This window comes from Bradyrhizobium amphicarpaeae, from assembly GCF_002266435.3.
GTDB lineage: Bacteria > Pseudomonadota > Alphaproteobacteria > Rhizobiales > Xanthobacteraceae > Bradyrhizobium > Bradyrhizobium amphicarpaeae.
In genome coordinates this window covers 3,730,183-3,755,773 of sequence record NZ_CP029426.2, presented here as the reverse complement: position 1 = coordinate 3,755,773, position 25,591 = coordinate 3,730,183, and the positions used below count along the sequence as shown (strand labels likewise).

Genomic DNA, 25,591 nt, shown 5'->3' with positions numbered 1-25,591 from the left:
AGCGCCTTTTTTGCTGGGCCGCGTCGGCGGCGAAACTCAGTTCAGCGAGGGGTTACGCGGGCGATAGCCGCCGGCCTTGTCCTTGATGAAGATCTCGGCGACCTGGGAATGCCGGACCGGCTCGCCGGACTCGTCGGGCAGAAGGTTCTGCTCGGAGACATAGGCGACGTACTCCGATTCCGCGTTCTCTGCGAGCAGGTGGTAGAACGGCTGGTCCTTGTGGGGCCGCACCTCCTCGGGGATCGACAGCCACCACTCCTCGGTGTTGTTGAATTCCGGATCGATGTCGAAGATCACGCCCCGGAACGAGAAGATCCGGTGGCGTACGACCTGTCCGATCTGGAATTTGGCGGTCCGCGCTTTAATCATTCCCCGTCGATAGACCAGGATTGTGGCTGATGCTAGTGGCCTCATCTGGAATTAACGTTCACTTAAGGGGCGGATAGCCCCTGAGTCCTCAGAAAACGCTTCATCAATGGTCGATATCCTCAATCTGGCGTTACCTTATTTCGGCTTGATCTTCGTCGGGTTCGCCTGCGGCAAGGTCAAGTCCCTGCCGGAAGCGGGCCTCGCCTGGATGAACTTCTTCCTGCTCTACGTGTCGCTGCCGGCGTTGCTGTTTGCGATCATGTCGAAGACGCCGTTTTCGGAATTGAACAACCCGCCGTTCCTGGTGGCGACCACGCTGTCGACGGTTGCGGCCTTCACCCTGGCGCTGGTGGTCGGCAAGGTTCTGGGACGGCTGACGCTGCGCGAGGCGACGCTTGCGGGCCTGTCCGGGGGCTACGGCAATATCGGCTATATGGGGCCGGGGCTGGCGCTTGCGGTGCTGGGATCGAAGGCGTCGGCGCCGACCGCGCTGATCTTCTGCTGCGACAGCATCTTCCTGTTCACGATCGTGCCGCTGTTGATCGAGCTGTCCGACCGCGATCATCCCTCCATCGTGCATGCCTTCGGCGTGGTGCTGAAGCAGATCGTGCTCAACCCGCTGATCATGTCGGCCTGCTTCGGCGCGGCCTTCGCATCGCTGCACATCGAGATGCCCGTCGCGCTCGATCGCACCATCACCTTCCTGCAGAACGCGGCGGCCCCGACGGCGCTGTTCGTGCTCGGCGTGACCGTGGCGTTGCGGCCGTTCGACCGTGTGCCATGGGAGGTGCCGGGCGTGATCGCGATCAAGCTGCTGTTCCATCCGCTCGCGGCATTCGGCCTGATGCTCGCGTTCGGGCCGTTCGCGCAACCTTGGGCCGCGACCGCCGTGCTGATGGCCTCGCTGCCGCCGGCGCTGAACGTGTTCGTGATCGCCCGGCAGAACGATGCCTGGATCGAGTCTGCTTCGGTGGCGGTGCTGCTCGGGACGTTCGCGTCGGTGGTCACGCTGACCAGCGTGATGTGGCTGCTTCAGAGCGGACGGCTGGTCTTTCCGTGAGCGACCTTACCGCCGCCAGGTTGGCGTCAGGCCCTCGCGCATCGCAAAACGGCGGAGCGGGCCGATGGCGCCGAGCAGGTGCATGCCGACGGCGCGGACCGGCTGCAGCGGCAGGAAATCGTTGAGCAGCGAGCGGTTGGCCATGTCGATTGCGAACGTGCGGCTCAGGATATCCGGGCGACGCGCGCGGTCGTAGCGCTTGAGTACGTCGTCCGCACCGGGATCCTGTCCCGCAGCGATGGCTTCGCCCGCAAGTCTCGCAATATCGGCGGCATCGCGCAGGCCGAGATTGAGGCCCTGGGCGCCGATCGGCGGAACCACATGGGCGGCTTCGCCGACCAGCGCGATGCGGTCGCGGCCGAAGGCTCTCGGGCGTTCGATCGCCAGCGGGAACAGGTTGCGGCCGGGCTCGACCGTCATGCGTCCCAGGATCGAATGCGACTGCTTCTCGATCGCGGCGGACAGCTCCACGTCGCTCAGGCTCCGCAGCCGCTCGGCCTCGGCAGGCGCCGAGACCCAGACGACGCTGGAGCGGTCGCCGGGCAGGGGTACGAACACGCAGGGACCATGCGGCGTGTGGAACTCGGTCGAGACATTGCGATGCGGCCGCGTGTGACCGACGTTGAAGGTCAGTGCGGTCTGTGTCAGCTCGCGCCGCGTCACTTCGATGCCGGCAGCTTCCCGGCACAGCGAATGCCGGCCGTCGGCGCCGACCACGAGGCGAGCGACGAGAAACCGCGCGGAGGCCGTGCGGACTGCAACGTCGTCGGCTTCGATGACGACGCTTTCGGCCTCGTCGTCGAAGCGGACCAGATTGGGCAATTCGGCCGCACGCTCTTCCAGAGCCAGCATCAGCGAGCGGTTGTCGATGTTGTAGCCGAAGGCGTCGAGCGCGATTTCGTGACAGGAGAAACGAACCTCGGGGCTGCGGAACAGCCGGCCGGTGTCGTCGACCAGGCGCATGACCTCCAGCGCGGCGGCCTTGTTCTTGCACCGAGACCAGACGTCGAGCGTCTCCAGCAGGTCGATGGAGGCGCCCAACAGCGCGGTGGTGCGGTTGTCGGCATACGGCACGCGTCGTGCCACCAGAGCGGTCTGGGCGCCCGCCTGCGCCAGCGCGATTGCCGCAGCAAGTCCGGCCGGTCCGCCGCCGATCACGGCGGCGTCATGGAGTGTCGATGCGTCTGTCATGGAACGACATTTGACACGCTCGGCGGCAAATTCAAGCCCACCTATATTTCCCTGATTTTATGACGAATTGTGCGACCGGGCGCCGCACTGGCTTATGTGCAAACCGGCCCCATTCTGATAGCAGAAGCCATGGATACCCAGCAGGATTCCCTGAAGCCGAAACCGGCGATCCGCGCCGCAGCCTTCTCGGTGCACATCTTCACCGCGTTCGGCGCGGCGATTGCGCTATTGGCGATGCTGGAGGCCGTGCGCGAGCACTGGGCGGCGATGTTTCAATGGCTGGGCGTGGCCCTGATCATCGACGCGATCGACGGGCCAATTGCGCGCCGGCTCGACGTCAAGAACGTGCAGCCGAACTGGTCGGGCGATGTGCTCGATCTCGTGGTCGACTTCGTCACCTATGTCTTCGTGCCGGCCTACGCGATCGTCGCCAGCGGCCTGCTGCTGCCGGTCGCGGCGCCTTTGCTCGGCGTCGCCATCATCGTCACCAGTGCACTATATTTCGCCGATCTGCGCATGAAGGCGGACGACAATCATTTCCGCGGCTTCCCGGCGCTGTGGAATGCGGCGGCGTTCTATCTGTTCCTGCTGCACTGGCCGCCGCTGTGGTCGACGCTGCTGGTGGCGGCGCTCGTCGTGCTGACCTTCGTGCCGTTCCACGTGCTGCATCCGGTCCGCGTCGTGCGGCTGCGCTGGCTGACGATGTCGCTGATCGCGGTCTGGGCGCTGCTCGGCCTCTACGTGCTGGAGATGGATTTCCGCGTCGGCGCCGGCGTCACCGTCGCGCTTTGTGCGATCGCGCTCTGGATCAGCTTCAGCGACGGCTTGATCCGGTTGGTGCGGTCGTTCGCATGATGCATCTGCTGACCAGCCCCGAAGCCTGGGCGGCGCTGCTGACACTGACCGCGCTCGAGATCGTGCTCGGCATCGACAACGTCATTTTCATCTCTGTGATCGTCTCGCGCATTCCCGAAAGGCAGGCGCATCGCGCCCGCCAGATCGGGCTCGCGCTGGCGCTGATCTTCCGCATCATCCTGCTCAGCCTGCTGGTCTGGCTGATCGGCCTGACCGCACCCGTGTTCTCGTTTGCCGGTTACGGCTTCTCCTGGCGCGACCTGATCCTGATCGGCGGCGGCCTGTTCCTGATCGCCAAGGCGACGCACGAGATCCACGCCGAGGTCGAGGCCGATGACGGCGAGGGTGATCAGAAATCGGGGGGCAACGCCTTCTTCTGGGTGATCGTCCAGATCATCGTCATCGACATCGTGTTCTCGCTGGATTCGATCATCACCGCGATCGGCATGGCTGAGGATATCGAGATCATGGTTGCGGCGGTCGTGATCGCCTGCCTGATCATGTACATTTCGTCCGGGCCGGTCGCGCGCTTCGTCGCGGAGCATCCGACCACGAAAATGCTGGCGCTGGCGTTCCTGGTGCTGATTGGCGTCGCGCTGGTTGCGGATGGTTTCCAATTCCACATTCCGCGCGGCTACATCTATTTTGCAATCGCGTTCTCGGCGGCGGTCGAATTCTTCAACGTGCTGGCCAAACGCAACCGCAGGAAGACCGGCAAGCCGCCGGTTTAGGCGTCTAGGCTGCATCGAGTTGACAAGGCGGGCGCGATGTCTTTCGCTGGCCTTTGAGAAGAGGAGGTCAGAAGATGACCAAAGCGGTCCGTGTGCACAAGGTCGGAGGCCCCGAAGCCCTGGTCTATGAGAGCGTCGATGTCCCGGCGCCCGGCCCCGGCGAGGTGCGCATCCGCCAGCATGCGGTCGGCCTGAACTTCATCGACGTCTATTACCGCACCGGTCTCTACAAGGCGCCGGGGCTGCCCTTCATCGCGGGCAACGAGGCCTCGGGCGAGGTGGTCGCGGTCGGGCCGGGCGTGACCAATTTCCATCCCGGCGATCGCGTCGCCTACTACTACAACCTCGGCGCCTACACCGGCGAGCGCAACATTCCCTGGGAGAAGCTGGTCAAGCTGCCCGATCACATCACCCACGAGCAGGGCGCCGTGCTGATGCTGAAGGGGCTGACCGTCTGGTATCTCCTGCACAAGACCTTCAAGGTCGAGCCGCATCACCGCGTCCTGATCCATGCCGCCGCCGGCGGCATCGGCCTTTTGGCCTGCCAATGGGCGAGGGCGCTCGGGGCCCACGTCATCGGCACGGTCGGCTCGCGCGAGAAGGCCGAGCTCGCCGAGGCAAATGGCTGCGATCACGTCATCCTCTACAACGAGGAGGATTTCGTCGCGCGCGTCAAGCAGATCAGCCGCAACGAGGGCTGCGACGTCGTCTATGACGGCGTCGGCAAGGCGACCTTCCCCGGCTCGCTGTCGTGCCTGAAGCCGCGCGGCATGTTCGTCTCCTTCGGCAACGCCTCGGGTCCGGTCCCGCCGTTCTCGATCGCCGAGCTCAACAATCACGGTTCGCTGTTTGCGACGCGGCCGAAGCTCAATGATTATGTCGGCACGCGCAAGGAGCTGCTCGAAGGCGCCGACACGCTGTTCGCCGCCGTCATCAACGGCAAGCTGCACGTGCCGATCAACCACGCCTACGCGCTCAAGGATGCCGCCAAAGCGCATATCGATCTCGAAAGCCGCAAGACCACGGGGGCTTCGATCTTGAAGCCGTGAGCGGCCCGGGCCGCGGCGGAACTCGGGGCGCGAACTGCCGAATTCTCGGTACAGTATCGGACCGATCGTGCCTAACGCCTGATTGCGTCCACGCTTCCAGCACACCACGTTCTCGAAGCCGCCACGATTCCATCGTGATTGCGGCATTCGCGAATTGAAGTTTGGTGAATGGGGGCAATGAGATGGCCAAGACTGCAACGGCGGAGTTCAAATATCCGGAAGCGCACTGCGCGTTCTGCGCGACGAGGACGCCTCATCTGCACGAACGGCGTGCCGTTGCCGGGCGAATCGTAGCGCGGTCGGTTTGTCTGACGTGCAACACCGAACGACCCAAGGACGTCGGCGACAATTAGGGTTGCGACCGTCGGCAGGCGTGCTTGCCGGAATACGATGCTTGCGCGCTCACTATGGCAGATCATTACGTTTCCGACGAACTGCGGGGCTTCATTTTGAAGCGGATCGATTCTGTGGCCCAGATCGAAGCGCTTCTTCTCATTCGATCCAATCCACGATCGCAATGGAACGCAGCACGGCTTGCGAGGCGGCTTTACATCGGCGAGCCGGAGGCGGCCGAGGCGTTGAGCCGCCTTTGTGCCTCTGAGTTGTTGACCTGCACCGATGAGGTCTACCGCCTTGAAGGCGTGCCGGAGCAGAATTTGAAACTGATCGAACAGCTTCTGGGAGTCTATTCCCGGCATCTCATCCCCATCACGAACCTCGTGCACTCGAAACCTCGCCGCATCGGCTCATTTGCCGACGCCTTCAAGTTCCGGAAGGGGTCGTGACGGTGTCGTCGTTGATCTACGGACTGTGCGCCGTGACGTCGGCAGTTTGCGCCGGACTGCTGCTCGCTGCATACCGTCTCGAGTGGTATCGGCTTTTGCTCTGGAGCGGCCTGTGCTTCGTCGGCCTTGCCGCCAACAACGTGATCCTGCTGCTCGACAAGGTCGTGCTGCCGGATGTCGATCTCTCCGCGTTGCGTCTGTTCGTTGCACTGATTGCGATGAGCATACTTCTCTTTGGATTGATCTGGGATACTGAATCATGACGAACAATCTGTCCGCGGTCTTGTCCGGCGCGGTGGCAATGGCCTCGTTCGCGACCACGTTGTTCTTCGCGAAGTTCTGGCGTCAAACCTCCGACGTCTTCTTCCTGCTGTTCGCTCTCGCGTTCGCGATCGACACAGTCTCGCGCGTCGCGCTCGGTCTCACCGAGACTTCCTACGAGCTGGAACCCGCTTTCTACGTGCTGAGGCTTGCAATGTTCGCATTGATCATCGTGGCGATCACGCTCAAGAACCGGTCGCGCTGAGCTATGCCGATCAGGCTCAGGGACTTTGTCCGCTTCGCGGTCTTCGGCATCGCGGTCGCCTTGATCGTTGCGTTCGGCATCTCTCCGTTCACGGGTGGCGTCGTTCAGCAATGGTCGCGAAGCGACGTCGAAACGCGGTCGAGGCTCGTGTTCAATGCGATCCAGCCGTTTCTCGACCGCGACGTAGCGGATCAATCCTGGGATCGGCTGAGCGAGCTGTTCCGGCGCGTGGCGCTGGACAAGAAGATCCTGGCCGTCGGCTTTTGCAGTCGGGCAGGAACGCTGGTCGCCCCGACGCCGGAAATGCCCGCGAGCTTCGACTGCGGCAAGATCGCGAAATTCGAGAGCGAAAGCTTCTCCGACATCGCCAGCGGCGGCCGGCGAATCCTGGTCGCTGCGTTCCCCGTCGGCGGCAGTGAAGGCCGATCATATCTCGTGATACTGACCGACCTGAGCTTTGCGAGTGCGCGCTCCAGCCAGGTGGTCGCCTATCTGCTCGCCTCTCTGGCCGGCGTCGTGCTGGTGCTGACGGTCGGCACCATCATTTTTGCCGTCTTCATGCTGCGCAGCTGGATGAATTCGCTCAGGCGTGCGGTCGACGAGGTGCGCCTGGGCCGGTCAGGCGAGCGGCTTGCGGCGAGCGGATCTGCCATGGACCGCGAGATCCACAAGCTGCTCCGGCGGGCCGAAGACTTCACCCAGGCCCACCAGATCGACTGGACCCCAAGTGCCCTCCAGGAACTGCTGCATGGCGTGTTGCCGGGCGCGGAGGTGCTGGTCTTGTCGAATCGAGAGCCGTACATCCACAACCGAACGGATGACGGAGTTGTCGTGCAGCGGCCGGCGAGCGGGCTGGTTTCGGCGCTCGAGCCGATCATGCGGGCTTGCGGCGGCACCTGGATCGCCCATGGCAGCGGGAGTGCAGACCGGGACACTGTCGATGCCCACGACAGGATCAGGGTTCCGGAGGGCTCGCCCGCCTATGCGCTGCGCCGCGTCTGGATATCCGAGGCGGAGCAGGACGGCTACTATTACGGCTTCGCCAACGAGGGGCTGTGGCCGCTATGCCATATCGTCTTCGTGCGTCCGTCGTTTCGAACCGACGACTGGCAGATGTACCAACGCATCAATCAGCGTTTCGCGGATGCCGTCGTTGCCGAGGCACGAACCGAGGATCCGGTCGTGCTGGTGCAGGACTATCACTTCGCGCTTGCCCCCAAGATGATCCGGCAGCGGCTGCCGAAGGCGACCATCATCTCGTTCTGGCACATTCCATGGCCGAATGCCGAAACGTTCAGCATCTGTCCGTGGCGGCGGGAGATCATCGAGGGGATGCTGGGGAGCACCATCCTGGGGTTTCACACCCAGTTCCACTGCAACAATTTCGTCGAGTGCGTCGATCGTTTCGTGGAAAGCAGGATCGACCGTGAGGTGCAAGCCGTCAGCCTTGGCGGCCACGAGACGAAGATCCGCGCCTATCCGATCTCGATTGAATGGCCGCCGGGCGCGCTCGCGGGAGTTCCGGCGCGGGACGCGTGTCGCGCGGAAGTCATGGCAAAGTTCGATCTCGCCGAGAACACCAAGGTCATCGTCGGCGTCGAGAGGTTTGACTACACCAAAGGCATACCGGACCGCATGCACGCGATCGACGCGTTGTTGACCCGCGATCCATCCTGGAGGGAGCGGCTCGTTTTCATCCAGGTCGCAGCCCCGACTCGCAGCAAGCTCGGCGCCTATTCGCAGCTGCAGTCGGAAGCAGAGGATCTCGCATCCGAGATCAATGGCCGCCATGCAGGTGGCCAGTCGCCAATCCGGCTGGTCGCCCGACACTACGAATCGAGCGACGTATTCAAGCTGTTTCGCGCCGCAGACGTTTGCGTCGTCAGTAGCCTCCATGACGGCATGAACCTCGTCGCCAAGGAATTCGTCAGCTGCCGCGACGACAACGCGGGCGTGCTCGTGCTGTCGAGTTTCACCGGAGCGGCCCGAGAGATGTCCGAAGCGCTGATCGTCAATCCTTACGACACTGAAGAGCTCGCCGCCGCGATCAAGCGTGCCATGACCATGCCGCTGGACGAGCAGGCCGAACGGATGAAGCTGATGCGGCAGCAGGTCAAGGAGAACAACGTCTACCGCTGGGCGGGAACCATGCTGGTCGATGCTGCACGCAGCCGCACCCGGGAGCGGATTGTCGCTTTGACCGAATTCGGCGAGAACGCGCATGCGACGGCAGCAGGGGCAGCGACGGTTCGGCCTGCATCGTAGAGAAGGACGCTGCGCGCGATCCCGGGGGGCTTCGTCTGCAGTTCCGTCTGTCGGGTCTGCGCTACTATGTCACAATACAGACGTGGGATCGAAAGCTAGTTTCGTGACGATACCGAGGGTCGGTTCGACCTTGGAAGCGATAGTTGTGCCGATTGCAGCTCGAAGGCCAGCGCAGGATACGCACGATCCAATGACATCGAAATCCGTCAGCAGTGCCGGTGCGACACCGTTTAGCGTCCAGAACACGGTTCTGGCGACTTTGCCTGAGGCAGAGTTCGCGCTGTTGCGACCGCACCTGAAGGCCGTCCCGCTGAAGCGAAACGAGATTCTTCAGGATGCGTTACGTTATCCGGATGCGGCCTATTTCATCGAGTCCGGCGTGGTCTCGCGCATGGTGCGAACCGCAAGGGATGGACTGGTCGAGGTGGCTGTCGTCGGCAAGTTCGGATTTGTCGGCGTGTCACTGGTGCTCGGTACGATGCAGACGATTCAGCGAAGCGTCGTGTGCGTTCCCGGAAACGCACTTCGCATCGAAGCAGGGGCGTTCCGCGACATCCTGCAGCAGAGCCCGGCGACACGCGAGCATCTGCTCAAGTATGTGCAGTTGTTGATCGCGCTCAACGCTCAAATTGCCTTGTGCAACGCCAGACACGAGATCCCCCAGCGCGTGGCGCGGTGGATACTGCTCGCTCAGGACCGCATCGGGAAAGATCGCGTTCCCGTGACGCATGGAATGATAGCGTCGGCTCTCGGGGTGAGGCGGCCTGGGGTGTCGAAGGCACTGTCGGACTTCGAGGCAGAAGGTATCATCGAGGGATCGCGGGGCGCCATTCGAATTCGCGATATGGCGGGGCTGCGCCATGAAGCCTGCGAATGCGAGAAGATTTTGAAGGATCGATTTCGCATCTTTCGTGACATGCCCTATCACCATCATCGCGTCATGTGACACGCGCGTCGGACCTGAGGTGAAAGGCCGCCGCGCGTTGCGCGCGACGGCGCCGGCATCAAGCCGGTATTACGCCACGCGCCGTGCCGCGCCGGCCTTGGTCAAAATCCCGTCGAGACAATCGATCATCTCGGCGATCTCCGCCTTCGAGACGTTCAGCGCCGGCATGAAGCGGAGCGTGTCGAGCTGCGGCGCGTTGAGGAGCACGCCGGCTTCAAACGCTTGCGCGACGATGCCGGGTGCGATCGGTAGCTTGAGGTCAAGCGCGAGCAGCAGCCCGCGTCCCCGCACGCCGCCGAGACCATGCCGCGCCGAGACCTTCTGCAGCTCGCTTTCGAGCAGGAGGCCAGTCTCGGCGACCTGTTTCAGGAAGTCCGGCTTGCCGACCTCCTCGAGCACGGCGAGCCCCGCCGCGCACATGAGCGGATTGCCGTTGAACGTGCCGCCCTGGTCGCCGTGCTCGAAACAGGAGGCATGTTCGGTTGCGAGCAGGGCGGCGAGCGGCACGCCGCCGCCGATGCCCTTGCCGAGCGTCATGATGTCGGGCGCGATGCCGGTGTGCTCGTAATGGAACAGTTTTCCGGTCCGGCCCATGCCGGTCTGGATCTCGTCGAAGATCAGCAGCAGGCCATGCGCCTCGGTGAGCGCGCGCAACGCCTGCAGGAACTGGTCGGTCGCCGGCCACACGCCTGACTCTCCCTGGATCGGCTCGAGCATCACCGCAACGGTGTTGTCGTTGATCAGCTTCTCGACCGAGGCGATGTCGTTCAGCTTCGCCTTCTTGAAGCCCGCGACTTTTGGCTCGAACAGGGGCTCGAACGCCTTCTTGCCCGAGGCCGACATCGTCGCCAGCGTCCGGCCGTGGAAGCCGCCTTCGAAGCTGATGATCTCGAATGCGCCGCCTCTGTGCAGGCTGCCGTACTTCCGCGCGAGCTTGATCGCGCCTTCGTTGGCTTCCGCGCCGGAATTGGCAAAGAACACCTGGTCGAAGGCGCTGTTGTCGACCAGCGCTTGCGCCAGCTTCAGGCTCGGCTCGTTGTAGAAGGCCGGGCTCGGCGTCAGCAGCCGGTTGGCTTGCGCGGCAAGAGCTTCCGCGATCACGGCCGGGGAGTGACCAAGGCAGTTCACGGCCCAGCCCTGCACGAAATCGAGATAGCGCTTGCGGCCGTCGTCCCAGAGGTAGGAGCCAGCGCCGCGGACGAACACGGCCTTCGGCCGTGCGGTGATGTCCATCAGCGCGTCATACGGATGCGTGGTCATGTCGTACTCCTCTGGAGGCGGGTGGAAATGGGGGGCAAAAAGCAGAAAGGCCGCACCTTGCGGGTGCGGCCTTCTCGAAAACTCGGCTGAATTTCAGTGGTTCAGCGGCGTCGTCGGACATGGCGCACCCTCTCGTCGTCGCGGGAGCGACGGCGGAGCATTTCGGTGCGCTGATTGGTCCGGGCGTTGATCATGGGGCGGCGAAATACATGCGAACGGCAGGACTTGTCAAGCGGTCGTTTTGCAAGACACAGCTCTGGCGTGCATCGGTCAGGTCAGGTGCGGCGCTTCCTCGGCGTTGTCCGCACCCCAATCCGCATCCGCAATCGAGGTGTCGATCAACTCGCCGCGCATCAGCTTGAGCGGCGAATTCCAGTACAGCGCGATGTTGTGGAAGGGATCGGTCAGCACCTTGAACCCCCAGACGAGGCTGGTCGTGACGTCGCGCGTGACAAACAGCTGGATCATGCGAATGAGGCCGCCGCCGATACCGATCGCGAGCCAGAGCGCGCCGACGTGACGGACGAAATCGAGACGCGTGGCGGGCGGATCGAACAGACCGAACAGGGCAGGGAACGCGTACAAAGCGATCGGCGCGCTGCCCCAGACCAGCAGCAGGACGATCTTGCGGGTCTGGTTGTAGCCGACCTTCACCGCCTCCTTGTAATCATTGCTGACGTCGTTGACCGCGTCATAGCCGTTCGGCTCGAAGAAGAAATGCCCGGTCTGCCGCGTCAACATCGCCAGCCAGCCGACGATGCCGGCAAGCGCAGGGTCTGCGAACAGCAACGCGTAGCAACCGAGGAAGATCAAGGCGCTGACCAGGTGCAATGTCTGGTTGACAGTGCTCTGGTGGTAGAAGCGGTAATCGTCGAAGCGCTGCGTGCGCAGCATGTCCGAGAGACGGCTCATCCTCATTCCTCGCTCGCGTTGAAGGGCGCGCCAGAACTAGGACGAGTCCGTGACCCCTGCGTGAATGCAATATAGTGTCACATTGCAGCGCGCCGGCAGTCTCGCGCGGGTTGCGTCGCGCCGGCGGAGACGACGAAAAGAGCACCGGCATGATGGTGCAGGTGCACGCAGCCCACTCCAGATACTGGTCGTTTTTCCTGGTTGATCGCTCAACCCGAAGAAACCATCGCTCTTCTGGCGCGTTTGTGATCGAAGGACGCGACTTGGTTCGAACCCGACGCAACTCGGCTCAGACCAAGAGGGACGGGACCAACCAGACAGTTTTCAGCCTTGTCCGATACGCCTTATCCCATTGACCTCGAAAGCATTCGCGGCGCATTTCCGCCGGGCATGGAAGCGCCGCCGCTGCTGGTCGACTTTGCCAGCTGGCTCGAGGGGCGTCCCTGGGGCAGCGTCGGCTGCTTCTCGCTGCAGGGCCAGTTTTCGGATCACGCGCCGATCACCGACGGCAGTCCCTTGCGAGACAGGTTTTCGCTTTTCATGCGGCTGCCGGACGGATCGGCGGTCGGCGGCTGGTACGGCGCCGGTCTCGACCGCGACAATCCACCGATCGTGGGACTGGGATCGGAGGGCGACTACCAGCTGCTGGCGCCGAGCCTCGACGGCCTGCTCGCAAAACTGACGTCGCAGCAGTTCGACAAGGCCTGGAGCGATCTCAAGCCGCATGACGAAGTCGAGCCGCAGACGGTCGAGCTCGCGCAATGGCTGGCCGGGCGACCGCTTGGCGAGCCGGCGACGGCCGACGATAATTCGTCGGAGCTGCCCGACTTCCGCGGCTTCATGGAAAAATGGAGCCGGGATCGCGAAGACTATTGGGCCAATCATCGCCTGATGGCCGAACTCGGCTGGCGGCTGGCCGCCCACCTGCCGAAGGGCAAGAAACCCTGGGACCAGACTCGCTTCGAGATCGCGATCGTCGGCAAGCAGTACCAGGCGCGCGTGCTCTCGCGCGGACCGCAGCCGTTCGAGGAAGCCGCCTCGATCGAATCCCTGCTGCGCGACCTGCGCGAGGAAATGCGCAAGGCGCAGCCCGAGCTCGGCCTGTGGTACGCGATGAATTTCGGCCTCCATGCCGACGGCCGCGTCATGCCGAATTTCGAGTACGATGTGCGCCCGACCATCGAAGGCGAGCCGGCAACCTTGTCCGAGGCGCAGGCCGATCTCGCCCGCGCCCCGCGCCCGGAGCGCTGGGTGCCGAAATGGCTGACGGCCTCCTGAAGTCTCGGAATTCAGTGCGTTGTAGCTTCTGCTTTTCCTCGCGGGGACGGCACCTTCGATGCCCTCTTGACTTAGAGCGCACTCGAAGGGGTATCTGTACGTGCGTCAGTACGAGAACGGGCACCCATGAAGATCGGCGACCTTGCAAAACGAACCGGCTTGTCGACCCACACGCTGCGCTACTACGAGCGCATCGGGCTGCTGCCATACGCTGACCGGGATCGCTCCGGTCAACGTGATTTTGACGCATCGATCCTCACATGGATCGAATTCCTCGGTCGGCTCAAGACCACGGGAATGCCGATCCGCGACATGTTGCGTTACGCGGCGCTTCGTGACGACGGCGACGCCACCGGGCCAGCCCGGCGGCAGATGCTGGAAGTCCACCGGGAACAGGTTCGCACGCAGATCGCCGAACTCCAGGAATGCCTGCTCGTCCTTGATACCAAGATCGCCGGCTACGCCGGCGACGAACAGAGGACGAAGGAAAATGACGCACGCCCAAACACAAGCCGAAAGCCGCTTCGATCGCGGTCAGCGGGCCCTGTCACGCATTGACGGCAGTGCCGGCGAGAAAGTCATCGCTTCGCTCGCCGACATCGCTCCGGACTTCGCACGATACGTGATCGAGTTTCCCTTCGGCGACATCTACTGCCGGCCGGGCCTCGGCCTGCGCGATCGGGAGATCGCGACGATCGCTGCGCTGACGGCGCTTGGCAATGCCGCGCCACAGCTCAAAGTGCATATCGAGGCGGGTCTGAACGTCGGGCTTTCCCGCGACGAGATCGTGGAGGTCATCATGCAGATGGCCGTCTATGCGGGTTTCCCGGCGGCGCTCAACGGGCTGTTCGCAGCCAAGGACGTGTTCGCCGCGCATGACGGACAGCATGCGTCGAGCAAAGGGACATGACGCCGTGACCGTCAGAACCCCGCGACGCTGCCGTGCAGATCATACTGGTCGGCGCGTTCGATCTTGGCGGTGACGATCTCGCCGACGCGCAAGGGACGGCGGCTCGTGAGATACACCGCGCCGTCGATCTCCGGTGCGTCGGCCTTCGAGCGGCCCTTGGCCACCGTCGGGCCGACCTCGTCGATGATGATCTGCTGGCGGGTGCCGACCTTGCGCTTCAGCCGGCGCGCGGAGATCTTCTGCTGGCGCGCCATCAGCGCGTTGTAACGCTCCTGCTTGATCTCTTCCGGCACCGGGTTCTCGATCGCGTTCGAGGTCGCACCGGCAACCGGCTCGTATTTGAAGCAGCCGAGGCGGTCGATTTCGGCCTCGTCCAGCCAGTCGAGCAGATAGGCGAAGTCGGCGTCGGTCTCGCCTGGGAAGCCGACGATGAAGGTCGAGCGCAAAGCGAGATCGGGACACTCTTCACGCCAGCGCTTGATGCGCGCCAGCGTCTTGTCCTGCGCCGCCGGGCGCTTCATCGCCTTCAGCACGTCGGGGCTCGCATGCTGGAACGGGATGTCGAGATAGGGCAGCACCTTGCCCTCGTTCATCAGCGCGATGACCTCGTCGACATGCGGGTAGGGATAGACGTATTGCAGCCGGACCCAAGCGCCTAACTCGCCGAGCTCGCGGGCGAGGTCGAGGAATCTGGCGCGGACCTGGCGGTCCTTCCACGGGCTCTCGGCATATTTGAGATCGACGCCATAGGCCGAAGTGTCCTGCGAGATCACCAGCAGCTCCTTGACGCCGGCGCCGACCAGCCGCTCGGCCTCGCGCAGCACGTCATTGGCCGGGCGCGAGACGAGATCGCCGCGCAGCTTCGGGATGATGCAGAAGGTGCAACGGTTGTTGCAGCCCTCGGAGATCTTCAAATACGCGTAATGGCGCGGCGTCAGCTTGATGCCCTGCGGCGGCACCAGGTCCATGTGTGGATTGTGCGCCGGCGGCAGCGCGCGGTGCACGGCGTCGAGCACGCTCTCATATTGCTGCGGGCCGGTGATGGAGAGCACGCCCGGATAGGCCTGCTCGATCGCTTCCGGTTCGGCGCCCATGCAGCCTGTGACGATCACCTTGCCGTTCTCGGCCATGGCTTCGCCGATCGCCGAGAGCGATTCCTGCTTGGCGCTGTCGAGGAAGCCGCAGGTGTTGACGATGACGATGTCGGCTCCATCATGCTTGCGGGCGAGCTCATAGCCCTCGGCGCGCAGGCGCGTGATGATGCGCTCGGAATCCACCAATGCCTTGGGACATCCGAGCGACACGAAGCTGACCTTGGGCGCAGCCGTCTGATCCATATCCAAATCTGCCTGATTGACAGGCCTGAGCTAGTCCCAATTGCCCATAATTACAACCCTTTGCAGGGCGTCCCGGCATGCTATGGAGGAACACCTTCCGTGAGTGAGCCATGAGCGCCGAACAGTCGCCCAAGATCGTGATCGTCGACGAAAGCCCGATCCGGGCTGCGATCCTCCAGGAGGGGCTGCGAGAGGCCGGGTTTACCCAGGTCGTCCACATCAATGAGATGCAGAGCCTGCTGGCCCGTATTTATGCGGTCGACCCCGACATCATCCTGATCGATCTGGAGAACCCCAGCCGCGACGTGCTTGAGGCGATGTTCCAGGTCAGCCGCGCGGTGAAGCGGCCGATCGCGATGTTCGTCGACCAGAGCGATTCAGCCTCGATCCAGGCCTCGGTCGAGGCGGGGGTTTCCGCCTACATCGTCGACGGGCTGAAAAAGGAGCGCATCAAGCCGATCCTCGACCTCTGCGTGTCCCGCTTCAACGCCTTTGCCAAGCTCCAGGAAGAGCTGGAACGCACCAAGTCGCAGCTCGAAGACCGCAAGGTCATCGAACGCGCCAAGGGCATCCTGATGAAGGTCAAGGGCCTCAACGAGGACGAGGCCTATGTGCTGCTGCGCTCGACCGCGATGCGCGAGAAGAAGAAAATCGGCGAGATCGCGCAGTCGATCATCACCGCGTCGGAGATGCTGAAATGACGCCCCCCCTCCGCATCGGGTTCATCCCGCTGGTCGATGCCGCCGCGCTGATCGTCGCGGTCGACAAGGGATTTGCCGCCGCCGAAGGGCTCGAGGTCGAGCTGGTGCGCGAAGTCTCCTGGTCCAACGTCCGCGACAAGCTCAATATCGGCCTGTTCGACGCCGCGCATCTGCTGGCGCCCGTGGCGATCGCGTCCTCGCTCGGGCTCGGTCACGTCAAGGTGCCGATCGCCGCGCCCTTCAATCTCGGCATCAACGGCAACGCGATCACGGTGTCGCCGGCGCTCCATGCCGCGCTGATGGAGGAGATCGACGGCGACCGTTTCGATCCGATGGTGACGGCGAAAGCGCTCGCGAAGGTGGTTGCCAAGCGCCGTAAGGCAGGGGCCGAGCCGCTGACCTTCGGCATGACCTTCCCGTTCTCGACCCACAATTACCAATTGCGGTTCTGGATGGCGGCAGGCGGCGTCGATCCCGACGAGGATGTGCGCCTCGTGGTGCTGCCGCCGCCCTACATGGTCGACAGTCTCAAGAGCGGCCATGTCGATGCATTCTGCGTCGGCGCGCCCTGGAATTCGATTGCGGTCGATCTCGGCATCGGTCACATCCTGCATTTCGTCTCCGACATTCTGGTGCGCGCGGCGGAGAAGGTGCTGGCGGTTCGCCAGGTCTGGGCCGAAAAGAACCCCGACACGGTTGCGGCGCTGGTGCGCGCGGCAGTGAATGCCGCCGCGTTCATCGAGGATCCGGACAACCGGACCGAGGCGGCGCGCATTCTGGCGCAGCCCGAGCGGATCGGCGTCGATGCCGAAGTCATCCAGCGCACCCTGACGGGACGCCTGAAGATTTCCCCGGATGGCACTATCCGCGAAAGCGGTCGCTACCTCCTGGTTGGACGCGAAGAAGCAGGGCGCCCCGATCCGGTCCAGGCCGCCTGGCTCTATGCGCAGATGGTGCGCTGGGGCCAGACAGCGCTCAGTCCGGAGGGCGTCAAGACGGCGATGGCGGTGTTCAGGTCCGACCTTTATGACGCGGCCCTCGGCCGCCGGCCGCCGGAGCAGCCTCCCGTTCCGTTTGGTGCATTCGCCGGCCCCACCTTCGATCCTGACAACATCCGGAGCCACCTGGAGGCCTTCGAGGTCGGACGCTGGAAGGCCTGATTCGGGTGCGCATGTTCCTTAGGCAAGAAAATCCATTGCCTAAAGGTTGATCTGACTGCCCGAATTTCGTGAAAGCGCGCCGCCCGGGTTTGTCCCGGCAAGACGCCTAATCATTTGAAATAGCGTTATTTTCCATTTTTACCAAGCTGGCACGCAACTTGAATGTTGCAGTGCGGCCAGCTTGTCGCAGATGCCTGCTGAGCCATGTCCCACAGCAACGAAGCTGATTGGACCGTCGGGTAGCGAAGCAGGCTTTGGGGCCAGCTGAGTTCCTCGCGGGTCGTTTCTCATTCCGTCGATCCACCCAGGTGGCCGCAGGAGCTTCGTTACCGACCATGAAAATCGATACGCTCTCAGTCGACTTTACCGACGAGCAGAAACGCTATCTCGAAGGTTTCACGACCGGTCTGCAGATCAGCCGGGTCGGTCGTGGTCTCGGCGGCGGCGCCGGCAAGGCGAACGCCGAGCCTGTCGGTCCCGATGCCGTGCACATCAAGGCGCAGGACAAGGTCATCGCGTCCGGCAGGAAGCTCGCCGACCAGGAGAAGATCAAGCGCGACGAGCATCCGTTCGATGCCTATCCGCGGCTGCGTCAACAGGCGCATGACAACACGCCGCCGAGCCCGGCGGACAATTTCCGCTGGCGCTATTACGGCATCTTCTACGTCGCGCCGACGCAGGACTCCTACATGAGCCGCTTGCGGATTCCGAACGGCATCATGAAGCATTGGCAGCTGTCCGGCCTTGCCGATCTCGCCGACGAAACGTGCGGGCCGTATTGCCACGTCACGACGCGCGCCAATCTCCAGCTTCGCGAGATCCCGCCGAAGCATGCCGTGAAGCTGATCGAGGGCATCCAGGATCTCGGCCTGTGCTCGCGCGGCTCCGGCGCCGACAACATCCGCAACGTCACGGGAACGCCGACCGCCGGCATCGATCCGCAGGAGATCATCGACACGCGGCCCTATGCGCGCGAATGGCACTATCACATCCTCAACGACCGCTCGCTCTACGGCCTCCCGCGCAAATTCAACGTCGCCTTCGACGGCGCCGGCAGGATCGCGGTGCTGGAAGAGACCAACGACATCGCCTTCACGGCGTATGAGGTGCGGGACGGGTTCGGCGTCGAGCCCGGGGTCTGGTTCCGCCTCGGCCTCGGCGGCATCACCGGTCACAAGGACTTTGCGAAATATTCCGGCATCATCGTGAAGCCGGAGCAGGCGACCGCCGTCGCCGATGCCATCGTGCGCGTGTTCATCGACCACGGTGACCGCACCAACCGCAACAAGGCGCGGCTGAAATATGTGCTCGATGCCATGGGCCATGACGGCTTCCTGAAGCTGGTTGAGGAGCGGCTGAAGACGCCGTTCACGCGCGTGCCGGAGGCGGCGTTTGCCGCGCGGCCCGCGGCGGACCGCATGGCGCATGTCGGCGTGCACAAGCAGAAGCAGGACGGCTTCAACTGGATCGGCGTGTCGCTGTCGCTCGGCAGGCTGACCTGCGATCAGATGCGCGGCCTCGCCAAGGTTTCGCGCGACCTCGGCGACGGTGAGATCCGCCTGACGGTCTGGCAGAACCTGCTGATATCTGGGGTGCGCGACGACAACGTCGAACTCGCCATTGCCGCCATCAAGCAGATCGGGCTCGCGGTCGAGGCCTCGCACATCCGCGCCGGCCTGATTGCCTGCACCGGCAATGCCGGCTGCCGTTTCGCGGCGTCCGACACCAAGCGCAGCGCGGCCGAGATCGCCGACTGGTGCGAGCCGCGCGTCGCCATGGACAAGCCGGTCAACATCCACGTCACCGGTTGCCACCATTCCTGCGCACAGCACTACATCAGCGATATCGGCCTGATCGGCGCGCGGGTGCCGGTCAACGACGAGGACACGGTGGAGGGCTATCACCTCTTCACCGGCGGCGGGTTCGGTCCTGACGCCGATGTCGGGCAGGAGGTCTACCACGACCTCAAGGCTGAGGACGCACCAAAGACGGTCGAAGGACTGCTCAAGGCCTATATCGCCCATCGCACCTCGCCTGACGAAACCTTCCTGTCGTTTGCGCGCCGCCACGACGGCGAGACGCTGCGCAAGCTCGCTGATGCCGAGGTGTCCGCATGAACCAGATCACCCCGCCGCCGAAGCTCGATATCATTCCCGCCAGCGCACCGTTCTCCGATGCGCAGCGCTCCTGGCTGAACGGCTTCTTTGCCGGGCTGCTGTCGCCTGACGTGGCAACGCCGTTGTCGGCCGAGCAGGGCCCCGCCGTCATGCAAGCCGGTGACGGCGACGACGGCGAAGCGCCGTGGCACGACCAGACCATGCCGATCGCCGACCGGATGAAGCTCGCCGAGGGGCGCCCGGTGCGCCGCAAGATGATGGCGGCGATGGCGCAGCAGGATTGCGGCCAGTGCGGCTACAATTGCCACGACTATTCGGAAGCGATCGCCACCCGCAGCGAAGCCCGGCTCAATCTCTGCGTTCCCGGCGGCAAGGAAACCGCGCGGATGCTGAAGTCGCTGTACGAGGAGCTGGACAAGGCCCCGGGGGCCAAGGCGGCTGACAAGGCGGCTGACAAGACGAACGCGGTGACCGCGCCAGCGGTGACCGTGACGATCGCAGAGCCGGGCCGCTCGCGCGACAATCCCGTGACCGCGACTTTCCTGTCGCGCCGTCTGCTCAACAAGGGCAAGTCCGAGAAGGAAACCTATCACGTCGAGTTCGATCTTTCCGAGAGCAAGCTCGACTACGTCGTCGGCGACAGCTTCGGCGTGTTCGCGCGCAACGAGGTCGGGCTCGTCGACCAGATCATCGCGCTGCTCGGCGCATCGCATACGACCAAGGTGAACGGCAAGACCCTGCGCGAGGTGCTGATCGACGACGTCTCGCTGTCGCCGGCACCCGACACGCTGTTCGAACTGATCTCCTTCATCACCGGCGGCGCGCAGCGCGAGAAGGCGCGGGCGCTGGCGCAGGGCGAGGATCCCGACGGCGATGCCGCCACGCTCGACGTGATGGCCGCGCTGCAGAAGTTTTCCGGCACGCGCCCGCATCCGGAGGCCTTCGTCGAGGCGCTGGAGCCGCTGCAGCCGCGGCTCTATTCGATCTCGTCCTCGCACAATGCGACGCCCGGAAAGCTGTCGCTGACGGTGGATTCCGTGCGTTACGTCGTCGGCAAGCGCAAGCGGATCGGCGTCGCCTCGACCTTCCTCGGCGAGCGCATCAACGAAGGCGACAAGCTCAAGGTGTATGTGCAGAAGGCGCACGGTTTCGGCCTGCCGCAGGACCCGAAGACGCCTGTGATCATGATCGGTCCCGGCACCGGTATCGCGCCGTTCCGCGCCTTCCTGCTCGATCGCAAGGCCACCGGCGCGCCGGGCAAGAACTGGCTGTTCTTCGGCCATCAGCGCAGCGATTGCGATTTCTTCTACCAGGAAGAGCTCAATGCGATGAAGACATCGGGCCAGTTGACCCGGTTGTCGCTGGCGTGGTCGCGCGACGGCGAGAAGAAGTTCTACGTGCAGGACCGCATGCGCGAGGTCGGCCGCGAATTGTGGACCTGGCTCGCCGAGGGCGCGCATCTCTACATCTGCGGTGATGCCAAGCGCATGGCCAAGGACGTCGAGCGTGCGCTGGTCGACATCGTCGCCCAGTTCGGCGCGCGTTCGACCGATGAAGCCGTCAGCTTCGTCGCCGAGCTGAAGAAGACCGGGCGCTTCCAGGCGGATGTGTACTAAGCTGCCGTCACTCGACCGTCATCCGCAGGTTCCAACTGCCTCGGATTTGAACGAATAAGATTCTCGGAACCTCTGTCTGGAGAGAATTTACCGCTGCGAGGCGGCCACTTCGGAGCAGGCGCATTGCTATTTCCTCCGGCATCTTGCCTCCCGCCCTGGTTGATCCCTCATAATCCCGCAAATGGGGCGTTGGAGATCGACCATGCGCGAACTATCGGCGGAAGCCAGGCTGCACTTTTATGCGCGCTCGCTCTCGCGTCGGACCGCGGCGAGCATGCACCACGTCGGACTCTACAGCGCCTTTGCGGTCATCGCGGCCATCGTGTTCGGCACGCTGTCGGTGCACCCGTTCTAAGATCTTGCTCGGTCTCGTAGGGTGGGCAACGCGAAGCGTGCCCACCGCCTGTCTCAATCATGCAGAGATCGTGGGCACGGCGCTATGCGCCTTTGCCCACCTTACGGCGCCGAGGGTTTGTCACGCGCCGCGCTTGAACGGCGCCACTTCGATCCCCGCATCCTTCAGCGCCTGACGGAGCGTCCGCGCGATCTCGACCGCGCCATGCGTGTCACCGTGGATGCACACCGTATCCGTCCGCATCTTGATCACCTTGCCCGTCACCGAGACAACCGCGCCGTCCTGCACCATGCGCACCACGCGGTCGGCGATCGCCTTGGCATCATGCAGCACCGCGCCGGGCTTCTTGCGCGAGACGAGGTTGCCGTCGTCCTCATAGGCGCGGTCGGCGAACACCTCGTGCACCATCGGCAGATTGGCGTCCTCGCCGGCCTTCACCAGCTTCGAATTGGCGAGCACGACGAAGATCAGGCCGGGGTCGACCGCCCTTATGCCGGCGGCGATCGCTTTCGCCGTCATGTCGTCCTCGCAGGCGACATTGGAGAGTGCGCCATGCGCCTTCACATGCGTGACCTTGTGGCCGGCCGCGGTCGCGATCGCCTGCAGCGCGCCGATCTGGTAGGCGACGAGGTTCTCGATCTCGGAGGCCTTCAGGCCGGCGATCGGATGACGGCCGAAGCCGTGCAGGTCGCGATATCCGGGATGGGCGCCGACCGAGACGCCGCGCACCTTCGCCAGTTCCACCGTCCGGCGCATGATATCAGGGTCGCCGGCATGAAAACCGCAGGCGACGTTGACCGAACTGGCGAGCTCGATCATGGCGGCGTCGTTGCCCATCTCCCACGCGCCAAAACCTTCGCCGAGGTCGCAATTGAGATCGATCGTCTTCATGGGTTGCTCTCCGCCTCTGGTCGTCGTGTCGTTTATGGCTCCGCCGTCACCTGCCAGGTCCCGGCATCCACGGCGCTCACCGCATAGCCCGCGACGTTGGCATCGCTGAGCGCCTCGATGTTGAGCGCGACGCTGTCGGCCGAACGCAGCCGATCGGGCAGGTTGCGGATCAGTTGCGCGAACTTGCGCGCCTCGTCCTGCGCCTCGGCCATGCCGACCGCCCTGAAGCGGAACGCGGTTCCCGCCGAGGTCTGGGCCAGGCGACCGACATCGGCGGTGATCACGGTTGCGATCTTCGGGTAGCCGCCGGAGGTGCCGCGGTCCATCATCAACGCGATCGGCGCGCCGTTGCCGGGCACCTGGATGCTGCCGTTGACGGTGCCGTCGGAGACGATGTTGTGGCCGTGCAGATGCTTGATGGCGGGGCCCTCGAGCCGGTAGCCCATGCGGTCGGAGGTCGCCGAGATCTTCCACTCGCTGTCCAGGAACAGCGCCTTGTTGGCGTCGTCGAACTCGTCATCCTGCGGACCCAGCACGACGCGGATCGGACCGCTCGGGGGCTTTGGCAGCTCGATGCGCAATTCGCCCGCGCCGCTGGCGGCATCGACGGAAAATTCGTCACCGGCCTGGAGCGGGCGCGGGTAGGGGCTGCCGAGGCCGGCGCGGGCATTCACTGCAAGGCTGCCGAACACCGCCTCGCCCTTGATGGCGCCTTCGATCGCGAGATAGGTGAACGCGCCGCCGCGGGCAAAGCCCAGCGTCAGCGTCTCGCCGTCCTTCAGCGTCAACGATGTGTCCATCGCGACCGGATTTCCAGCGACGTCCGCATTGCGCGGCGCACCTGATATTGCCACGCGCACCGCGCCATCGCGGGCGGTGAAGGCGGCACCGAACGGACCGATCTCGACAGCGGCTGCGAACGGCTCGTTGCCGACCAGCGCATTCGCAGCTGCGAGCGACAGCCGATCCATGGCGCCGCTGACCGTCAGGCCGTAGCGCTGCGCGCCGTGGCGTCCGCCGTCCTGGACTGAGCTTGCCGGGCCGATGCCGGCGACGACGAGCCGGCTCATGCGAGCACCTGCTCGGCGATGATCTCGCCGGCTTCGGCGGCGCGGTCCAGCTCCTCGAACGCCTTGTGGTCGATGGCGAAAAACGTCACGCGATCACCGGGTTCGGTGAGGAAGGTGGGATTCCGGTGGAGCTGATAGGTTCGCACAGGCGTGCGGCCGAGCAGATGCCAGCCGCTCGGGGCGGCCAGGCACTGGATCCCGGCCTGGACGCCGCCGATCGAGATCGTGCCGGCGGGCGTCAGCAGACGCGGCGACTGCCGGCGCGACATGTGCAGGGATTTGTCGAGGCCGCTGAGATAGGACCATCCCGGCGTGAAGCCGATCATGGCAACCTTGTAGTCGCCGCCCGCATGTCGGGCGACGATGTCGTCCGGCGTGGTGTTGAGCGCCCTGGCGACATCCTCGAGGTCGATGCCATGTTCGCCGCCATAAGCGACTGGAATGCGCCAGCGGCGCGCCTTGGTCACCGGCGGCGGCGGCTGAATGGCGATCGGCAGCAGTTTCTCGCCAAGCGCATCGAAACCGATCTTGCCGGGATCGTAATGCACCAGCAGCGAGCGATAGGTCGGCACGGTCTCGGTGATGCCCTCGATGGGGCTTGCTGCAAGCGCCTTGTCCAGCGCCAGTACGCGCTGGTTGGCATCGTCGTCGATGGTGCGGCTGAACTCGACCGTGACGGCGCTGTCGCCACTGGGCAGAAGGCGGGGCGGGGGGAGCGTCGCGGCCATGAGCTGTCGAAGTTGGGCCTTGAGAAAATGTGCGGGCTCGATCTTGAGTTCCGCCTGCCCCTGCTTCGCGTAAATGCGCCCGCAAGTCCAATAAATTAATCCAGGGGGGCGCGATAAAGCCTTGTTATCGCGTCGCATAACGGCCCAGCGGCCCTGCGTAATTGTTAGCCCCTTGGCCCTTGACGCAAGGGCTGCGGCTCGCAAGATGCGCGCGTTGTTTCCCGCACCTCGGAGCTCGTTGTCGTCCATGTCGCTGTCCCCCGAAGCCCGCAAGATCCTCGCCGGCATCACCACCGCCACCATCACCACGGTCCTGCTCAAGAAGGGCCTGCGCAATGTGTGGATGCGGGGCGCGCGGCCGCTGCGCCCGGGCCTGCCGCGTCTGGTGGGGCCGGCCTTCACGCTGCGGTTCGTGCCGGCGCGCGAGGATCTGGCGACGCCGGAATCCTGGTCGTCGCCGATCTCGACCCGCACCGCGATCGAGGCGATGCCGGAGGGCTGCATTGCCGTGGTCGATGCCATGGGGATCACCGATGCCGGCATCTTCGGCGACATCCTCTGCGCCCGCATGATGAAACGCGGTGTCACCGCGCTCGTCACCGACGGCGTCGTGCGTGACGTCGAGGGCGTGCTCGGCACCAATTTGCCGGTGTGGTGCGACGGCTATGCGGCGCCGCCTTCCGTGGCCGGCCTGACCTTCGTCGGCTGGGGCGAGCCGATCGGCTGCGGCGGGGTTGCCGTGTTTCCGAACGACATCGTGGTCGCCGACCAGGACGGCTGCGTGCTGATCCCGCAGGCGATGCTCGACCACGTGCTCAACGAGGGCGTCGAGCAGGAGCGCATGGAAGCCTGGATCGTCAACGAGGTGAACAACGGCGCCGTGCTGCCGGGCCTCTATCCCATGAACGCCGAGACCAAGGCGCGCTACGCCGCCAGCAAGAAGTAACGGAAGCGAGGACCCCCATGGAGATCACTGTTGCAGGCACGCGGCCGACCCGCCGCGCGCCCAAGGAAAACTTCACCGGCACCGTGTGGCAGGACCCCGTGATCATGGCGCCCGCGCCGGCACGGCTGAACTGCTCGCGCGTCGCGTTCGAGCCGGGCGCGCGCACCAATTGGCATCACCATCCGCTCGGGCAGACGCTCTATGTCATTTCCGGCGTCGGCCGCGTCCAGACCAAGGGCGGGCCTGTCAGGGAGATCCGCCCCGGCGACACCGTCTGGATCCCGCCGGGTGAAGTGCACTGGCACGGGGCGTCGCCGACCAACGGCATGTGCCACATCGCCATGCAGGAGGCGCTCGACGGCGTCTACTCGACCTGGCTCGAGCCGGTGAGCGACGCGGATTACGGGGCGGCGCTGGGCTAGCCTCGTGTCCCGGACAAGACTCATCGCCCCAAGGCGATGCGTCGCCGATCCGGGACCCAGGGGATGCAGCCGCAATAGAGCTGGGTCCCGGCTCTGCGCAGCAACGCTGCG

Annotated in this window: 27 protein-coding genes; 19 read left to right on the top strand and 8 right to left on the bottom strand. The window is 64.3% G+C overall.

Going from position 1 to position 25,591, the window contains the following annotated elements; translation table 11 throughout:
- Positions 1-36: 36 nt before the first annotated feature.
- Positions 37-369: a heat shock protein HspQ gene (gene hspQ, locus CIT40_RS17450; protein WP_008129592.1), complete on the bottom strand. Its 333-nt coding sequence runs from the start codon at positions 367-369 to the stop codon at positions 37-39.
- 106 nt (positions 370-475) lie between these two features.
- On the opposite strand from hspQ, the gene CIT40_RS17445 reads away from it, so the two are divergent.
- The gene (locus tag CIT40_RS17445; RefSeq protein WP_094890347.1) at positions 476-1,429 is read left to right on the top strand and encodes an AEC family transporter; all 954 of its coding nucleotides are present in this window, start codon (positions 476-478) and stop codon (positions 1,427-1,429) included.
- Positions 1,430-1,435: 6 nt separating this feature from the next.
- Here CIT40_RS17445 and CIT40_RS17440 read toward each other — a convergent pair whose 3' ends face one another.
- Positions 1,436-2,620 carry a UbiH/UbiF family hydroxylase gene (locus CIT40_RS17440; RefSeq protein WP_094890346.1) on the bottom strand — a complete coding sequence of 395 codons (1,185 nt, stop codon included), beginning with the start codon at positions 2,618-2,620 and terminating at the stop codon, positions 1,436-1,438.
- 87 nt (positions 2,621-2,707) lie between these two features.
- On the opposite strand from CIT40_RS17440, the gene pcsA reads away from it, so the two are divergent.
- The 8 genes from pcsA to CIT40_RS17400 all read left to right on the top strand — a co-directional run bounded on the left by pcsA (position 2,708) and on the right by CIT40_RS17400 (position 9,777).
- Entirely contained in the window at positions 2,708-3,475 is a 768-nt protein-coding gene (gene pcsA / locus CIT40_RS17435; protein WP_094890517.1) for a phosphatidylcholine synthase, read from the top strand.
- Positions 3,472-4,206, top strand: a complete 735-nt coding sequence (locus tag CIT40_RS17430; RefSeq protein WP_094890345.1) for a TerC family protein — start codon at positions 3,472-3,474, stop codon at positions 4,204-4,206. Before pcsA ends, CIT40_RS17430 begins: the two co-directional genes overlap by 4 nt.
- A 74-nt stretch (positions 4,207-4,280) precedes the next feature.
- Complete coding sequence (locus CIT40_RS17425) at positions 4,281-5,255, top strand: quinone oxidoreductase family protein (protein ID WP_094890344.1); 975 nt, start codon at positions 4,281-4,283, stop codon at positions 5,253-5,255.
- Between the two features lie 377 nt (positions 5,256-5,632).
- A complete protein-coding gene (locus CIT40_RS17420) occupies positions 5,633-6,040 on the top strand; it encodes a hypothetical protein (protein WP_148667211.1) in 408 nt (135 codons plus the stop codon).
- Complete coding sequence (locus CIT40_RS17415; protein ID WP_244611986.1) at positions 6,037-6,303, top strand: DUF5985 family protein; 267 nt, start codon at positions 6,037-6,039, stop codon at positions 6,301-6,303. The genes CIT40_RS17420 and CIT40_RS17415 overlap by 4 nt, the downstream gene beginning before the upstream one ends.
- Positions 6,300-6,566, top strand: coding sequence for a DUF5985 family protein (locus CIT40_RS17410; protein WP_094890342.1), 267 nt, complete (start codon positions 6,300-6,302; stop codon positions 6,564-6,566). The genes CIT40_RS17415 and CIT40_RS17410 overlap by 4 nt, the downstream gene beginning before the upstream one ends.
- 3 nt (positions 6,567-6,569) lie before the next feature.
- Entirely contained in the window at positions 6,570-8,831 is a 2,262-nt protein-coding gene (locus tag CIT40_RS17405) for an alpha,alpha-trehalose-phosphate synthase (UDP-forming) (RefSeq protein ID WP_094890341.1), read from the top strand.
- Positions 8,832-9,021: 190 nt separating this feature from the next.
- Positions 9,022-9,777, top strand: coding sequence for a Crp/Fnr family transcriptional regulator (locus CIT40_RS17400; protein ID WP_162307538.1), 756 nt, complete (start codon positions 9,022-9,024; stop codon positions 9,775-9,777).
- 69 nt (positions 9,778-9,846) lie between these two features.
- Here CIT40_RS17400 and CIT40_RS17395 read toward each other — a convergent pair whose 3' ends face one another.
- Both CIT40_RS17395 and CIT40_RS17390 read right to left on the bottom strand, forming a co-directional pair.
- Positions 9,847-11,037: an acetylornithine transaminase gene (locus CIT40_RS17395; protein ID WP_094890339.1), complete on the bottom strand. Its 1,191-nt coding sequence runs from the start codon at positions 11,035-11,037 to the stop codon at positions 9,847-9,849.
- 270 nt (positions 11,038-11,307) lie between these two features.
- Positions 11,308-11,949: a hypothetical protein gene (locus tag CIT40_RS17390; protein WP_094890338.1), complete on the bottom strand. Its 642-nt coding sequence runs from the start codon at positions 11,947-11,949 to the stop codon at positions 11,308-11,310.
- 330 nt (positions 11,950-12,279) lie between these two features.
- On the opposite strand from CIT40_RS17390, the gene CIT40_RS17385 reads away from it, so the two are divergent.
- From CIT40_RS17385 to CIT40_RS17375, 3 genes are all read left to right on the top strand, one after another.
- Positions 12,280-13,227, top strand: coding sequence for a hypothetical protein (locus tag CIT40_RS17385; RefSeq protein ID WP_094890337.1), 948 nt, complete (start codon positions 12,280-12,282; stop codon positions 13,225-13,227).
- A gap of 126 nt (positions 13,228-13,353) precedes the next feature.
- Positions 13,354-13,785: a MerR family transcriptional regulator gene (locus tag CIT40_RS17380; RefSeq protein WP_094890336.1), complete on the top strand. Its 432-nt coding sequence runs from the start codon at positions 13,354-13,356 to the stop codon at positions 13,783-13,785.
- Positions 13,718-14,137 (top strand): carboxymuconolactone decarboxylase family protein, encoded by a 420-nt coding sequence (locus CIT40_RS17375; RefSeq protein ID WP_094890335.1) that lies wholly within the window; start codon positions 13,718-13,720, stop codon positions 14,135-14,137. Before CIT40_RS17380 ends, CIT40_RS17375 begins: the two co-directional genes overlap by 68 nt.
- An 11-nt stretch (positions 14,138-14,148) precedes the next feature.
- On the opposite strand, the gene rimO is transcribed toward CIT40_RS17375, so the two are convergent.
- Positions 14,149-15,474 carry a 30S ribosomal protein S12 methylthiotransferase RimO gene (gene rimO, locus CIT40_RS17370; RefSeq protein WP_094890334.1) on the bottom strand — a complete coding sequence of 442 codons (1,326 nt, stop codon included), beginning with the start codon at positions 15,472-15,474 and terminating at the stop codon, positions 14,149-14,151.
- A 110-nt stretch (positions 15,475-15,584) separates the two neighbouring features.
- On the opposite strand from rimO, the gene CIT40_RS17365 reads away from it, so the two are divergent.
- The 5 genes from CIT40_RS17365 (at position 15,585) to CIT40_RS17345 (ending at position 21,423) form a co-directional block, all read left to right on the top strand.
- Complete coding sequence (locus CIT40_RS17365; protein ID WP_094890333.1) at positions 15,585-16,175, top strand: ANTAR domain-containing response regulator; 591 nt, start codon at positions 15,585-15,587, stop codon at positions 16,173-16,175.
- Complete coding sequence (locus tag CIT40_RS17360) at positions 16,172-17,335, top strand: CmpA/NrtA family ABC transporter substrate-binding protein (RefSeq protein ID WP_094890332.1); 1,164 nt, start codon at positions 16,172-16,174, stop codon at positions 17,333-17,335. The genes CIT40_RS17365 and CIT40_RS17360 overlap by 4 nt, the downstream gene beginning before the upstream one ends.
- 335 nt (positions 17,336-17,670) lie before the next feature.
- The gene (locus CIT40_RS17355) at positions 17,671-19,452 is read left to right on the top strand and encodes a NirA family protein (RefSeq protein ID WP_094890331.1); all 1,782 of its coding nucleotides are present in this window, start codon (positions 17,671-17,673) and stop codon (positions 19,450-19,452) included.
- A complete protein-coding gene (locus tag CIT40_RS17350) occupies positions 19,449-21,068 on the top strand; it encodes a sulfite reductase subunit alpha (RefSeq protein ID WP_094890330.1) in 1,620 nt (539 codons plus the stop codon). The genes CIT40_RS17355 and CIT40_RS17350 overlap by 4 nt, the downstream gene beginning before the upstream one ends.
- 202 nt (positions 21,069-21,270) lie before the next feature.
- Positions 21,271-21,423 (top strand): hypothetical protein, encoded by a 153-nt coding sequence (locus CIT40_RS17345; RefSeq protein ID WP_167443359.1) that lies wholly within the window; start codon positions 21,271-21,273, stop codon positions 21,421-21,423.
- A gap of 120 nt (positions 21,424-21,543) precedes the next feature.
- Here CIT40_RS17345 and CIT40_RS17340 read toward each other — a convergent pair whose 3' ends face one another.
- From CIT40_RS17340 to pxpB, 3 genes are read right to left on the bottom strand one after another with little or no spacing between them, the layout of a single operon-like run.
- Entirely contained in the window at positions 21,544-22,314 is a 771-nt protein-coding gene (locus CIT40_RS17340; RefSeq protein WP_094890328.1) for a LamB/YcsF family protein, read from the bottom strand.
- Positions 22,315-22,346: 32 nt separating this feature from the next.
- Entirely contained in the window at positions 22,347-23,384 is a 1,038-nt protein-coding gene (locus CIT40_RS17335) for a 5-oxoprolinase subunit C family protein (RefSeq protein WP_094890327.1), read from the bottom strand.
- The gene (pxpB, locus tag CIT40_RS17330; RefSeq protein WP_094890326.1) at positions 23,381-24,112 is read right to left on the bottom strand and encodes a 5-oxoprolinase subunit PxpB; all 732 of its coding nucleotides are present in this window, start codon (positions 24,110-24,112) and stop codon (positions 23,381-23,383) included. The genes CIT40_RS17335 and pxpB overlap by 4 nt, the downstream gene beginning before the upstream one ends.
- A gap of 247 nt (positions 24,113-24,359) precedes the next feature.
- Between pxpB and CIT40_RS17325 the strand changes: the two genes are divergently transcribed.
- Positions 24,360-25,058, top strand: a complete 699-nt coding sequence (locus CIT40_RS17325; protein ID WP_028144577.1) for a ribonuclease activity regulator RraA — start codon at positions 24,360-24,362, stop codon at positions 25,056-25,058.
- A 17-nt stretch (positions 25,059-25,075) separates the two neighbouring features.
- Entirely contained in the window at positions 25,076-25,480 is a 405-nt protein-coding gene (locus CIT40_RS17320; RefSeq protein ID WP_094890325.1) for a (R)-mandelonitrile lyase, read from the top strand.
- Positions 25,481-25,591: the final 111 nt, after the last annotated feature.

Excerpts from the sequence above, each read along its gene's own strand:
- hspQ (WP_008129592.1), bottom strand. The coding sequence starts at position 369 with ATGATTAAAGCGCGGACCGCCAAATTCCAGATCGGACAGGTCGTACGC.
- CIT40_RS17445 (WP_094890347.1), top strand. The coding sequence starts at position 476 with ATGGTCGATATCCTCAATCTGGCGTTACCTTATTTCGGCTTGATCTTC.
- CIT40_RS17440 (WP_094890346.1), bottom strand. The coding sequence starts at position 2,620 with ATGACAGACGCATCGACACTCCATGACGCCGCCGTGATCGGCGGCGGA.
- CIT40_RS17430 (WP_094890345.1), top strand. The coding sequence starts at position 3,472 with ATGATGCATCTGCTGACCAGCCCCGAAGCCTGGGCGGCGCTGCTGACA.
- CIT40_RS17425 (WP_094890344.1), top strand. The coding sequence starts at position 4,281 with ATGACCAAAGCGGTCCGTGTGCACAAGGTCGGAGGCCCCGAAGCCCTG.
- CIT40_RS17410 (WP_094890342.1), top strand. The coding sequence starts at position 6,300 with ATGACGAACAATCTGTCCGCGGTCTTGTCCGGCGCGGTGGCAATGGCC.
- CIT40_RS17405 (WP_094890341.1), top strand. The coding sequence starts at position 6,570 with ATGCCGATCAGGCTCAGGGACTTTGTCCGCTTCGCGGTCTTCGGCATC.
- CIT40_RS17400 (WP_162307538.1), top strand. The coding sequence starts at position 9,022 with ATGACATCGAAATCCGTCAGCAGTGCCGGTGCGACACCGTTTAGCGTC.
- CIT40_RS17395 (WP_094890339.1), bottom strand. The coding sequence starts at position 11,037 with ATGACCACGCATCCGTATGACGCGCTGATGGACATCACCGCACGGCCG.
- CIT40_RS17390 (WP_094890338.1), bottom strand. The coding sequence starts at position 11,949 with ATGAGCCGTCTCTCGGACATGCTGCGCACGCAGCGCTTCGACGATTAC.
- CIT40_RS17380 (WP_094890336.1), top strand. The coding sequence starts at position 13,354 with ATGAAGATCGGCGACCTTGCAAAACGAACCGGCTTGTCGACCCACACG.
- CIT40_RS17375 (WP_094890335.1), top strand. The coding sequence starts at position 13,718 with ATGACGCACGCCCAAACACAAGCCGAAAGCCGCTTCGATCGCGGTCAG.
- rimO (WP_094890334.1), bottom strand. The coding sequence starts at position 15,474 with ATGGATCAGACGGCTGCGCCCAAGGTCAGCTTCGTGTCGCTCGGATGT.
- CIT40_RS17365 (WP_094890333.1), top strand. The coding sequence starts at position 15,585 with ATGAGCGCCGAACAGTCGCCCAAGATCGTGATCGTCGACGAAAGCCCG.
- CIT40_RS17360 (WP_094890332.1), top strand. The coding sequence starts at position 16,172 with ATGACGCCCCCCCTCCGCATCGGGTTCATCCCGCTGGTCGATGCCGCC.
- CIT40_RS17355 (WP_094890331.1), top strand. The coding sequence starts at position 17,671 with ATGAAAATCGATACGCTCTCAGTCGACTTTACCGACGAGCAGAAACGC.
- CIT40_RS17350 (WP_094890330.1), top strand. The coding sequence starts at position 19,449 with ATGAACCAGATCACCCCGCCGCCGAAGCTCGATATCATTCCCGCCAGC.
- CIT40_RS17345 (WP_167443359.1), top strand. The coding sequence starts at position 21,271 with ATGCGCGAACTATCGGCGGAAGCCAGGCTGCACTTTTATGCGCGCTCG.
- CIT40_RS17340 (WP_094890328.1), bottom strand. The coding sequence starts at position 22,314 with ATGAAGACGATCGATCTCAATTGCGACCTCGGCGAAGGTTTTGGCGCG.
- CIT40_RS17335 (WP_094890327.1), bottom strand. The coding sequence starts at position 23,384 with ATGAGCCGGCTCGTCGTCGCCGGCATCGGCCCGGCAAGCTCAGTCCAG.
- pxpB (WP_094890326.1), bottom strand. The coding sequence starts at position 24,112 with ATGGCCGCGACGCTCCCCCCGCCCCGCCTTCTGCCCAGTGGCGACAGC.
- CIT40_RS17325 (WP_028144577.1), top strand. The coding sequence starts at position 24,360 with ATGTCGCTGTCCCCCGAAGCCCGCAAGATCCTCGCCGGCATCACCACC.
- CIT40_RS17320 (WP_094890325.1), top strand. The coding sequence starts at position 25,076 with ATGGAGATCACTGTTGCAGGCACGCGGCCGACCCGCCGCGCGCCCAAG.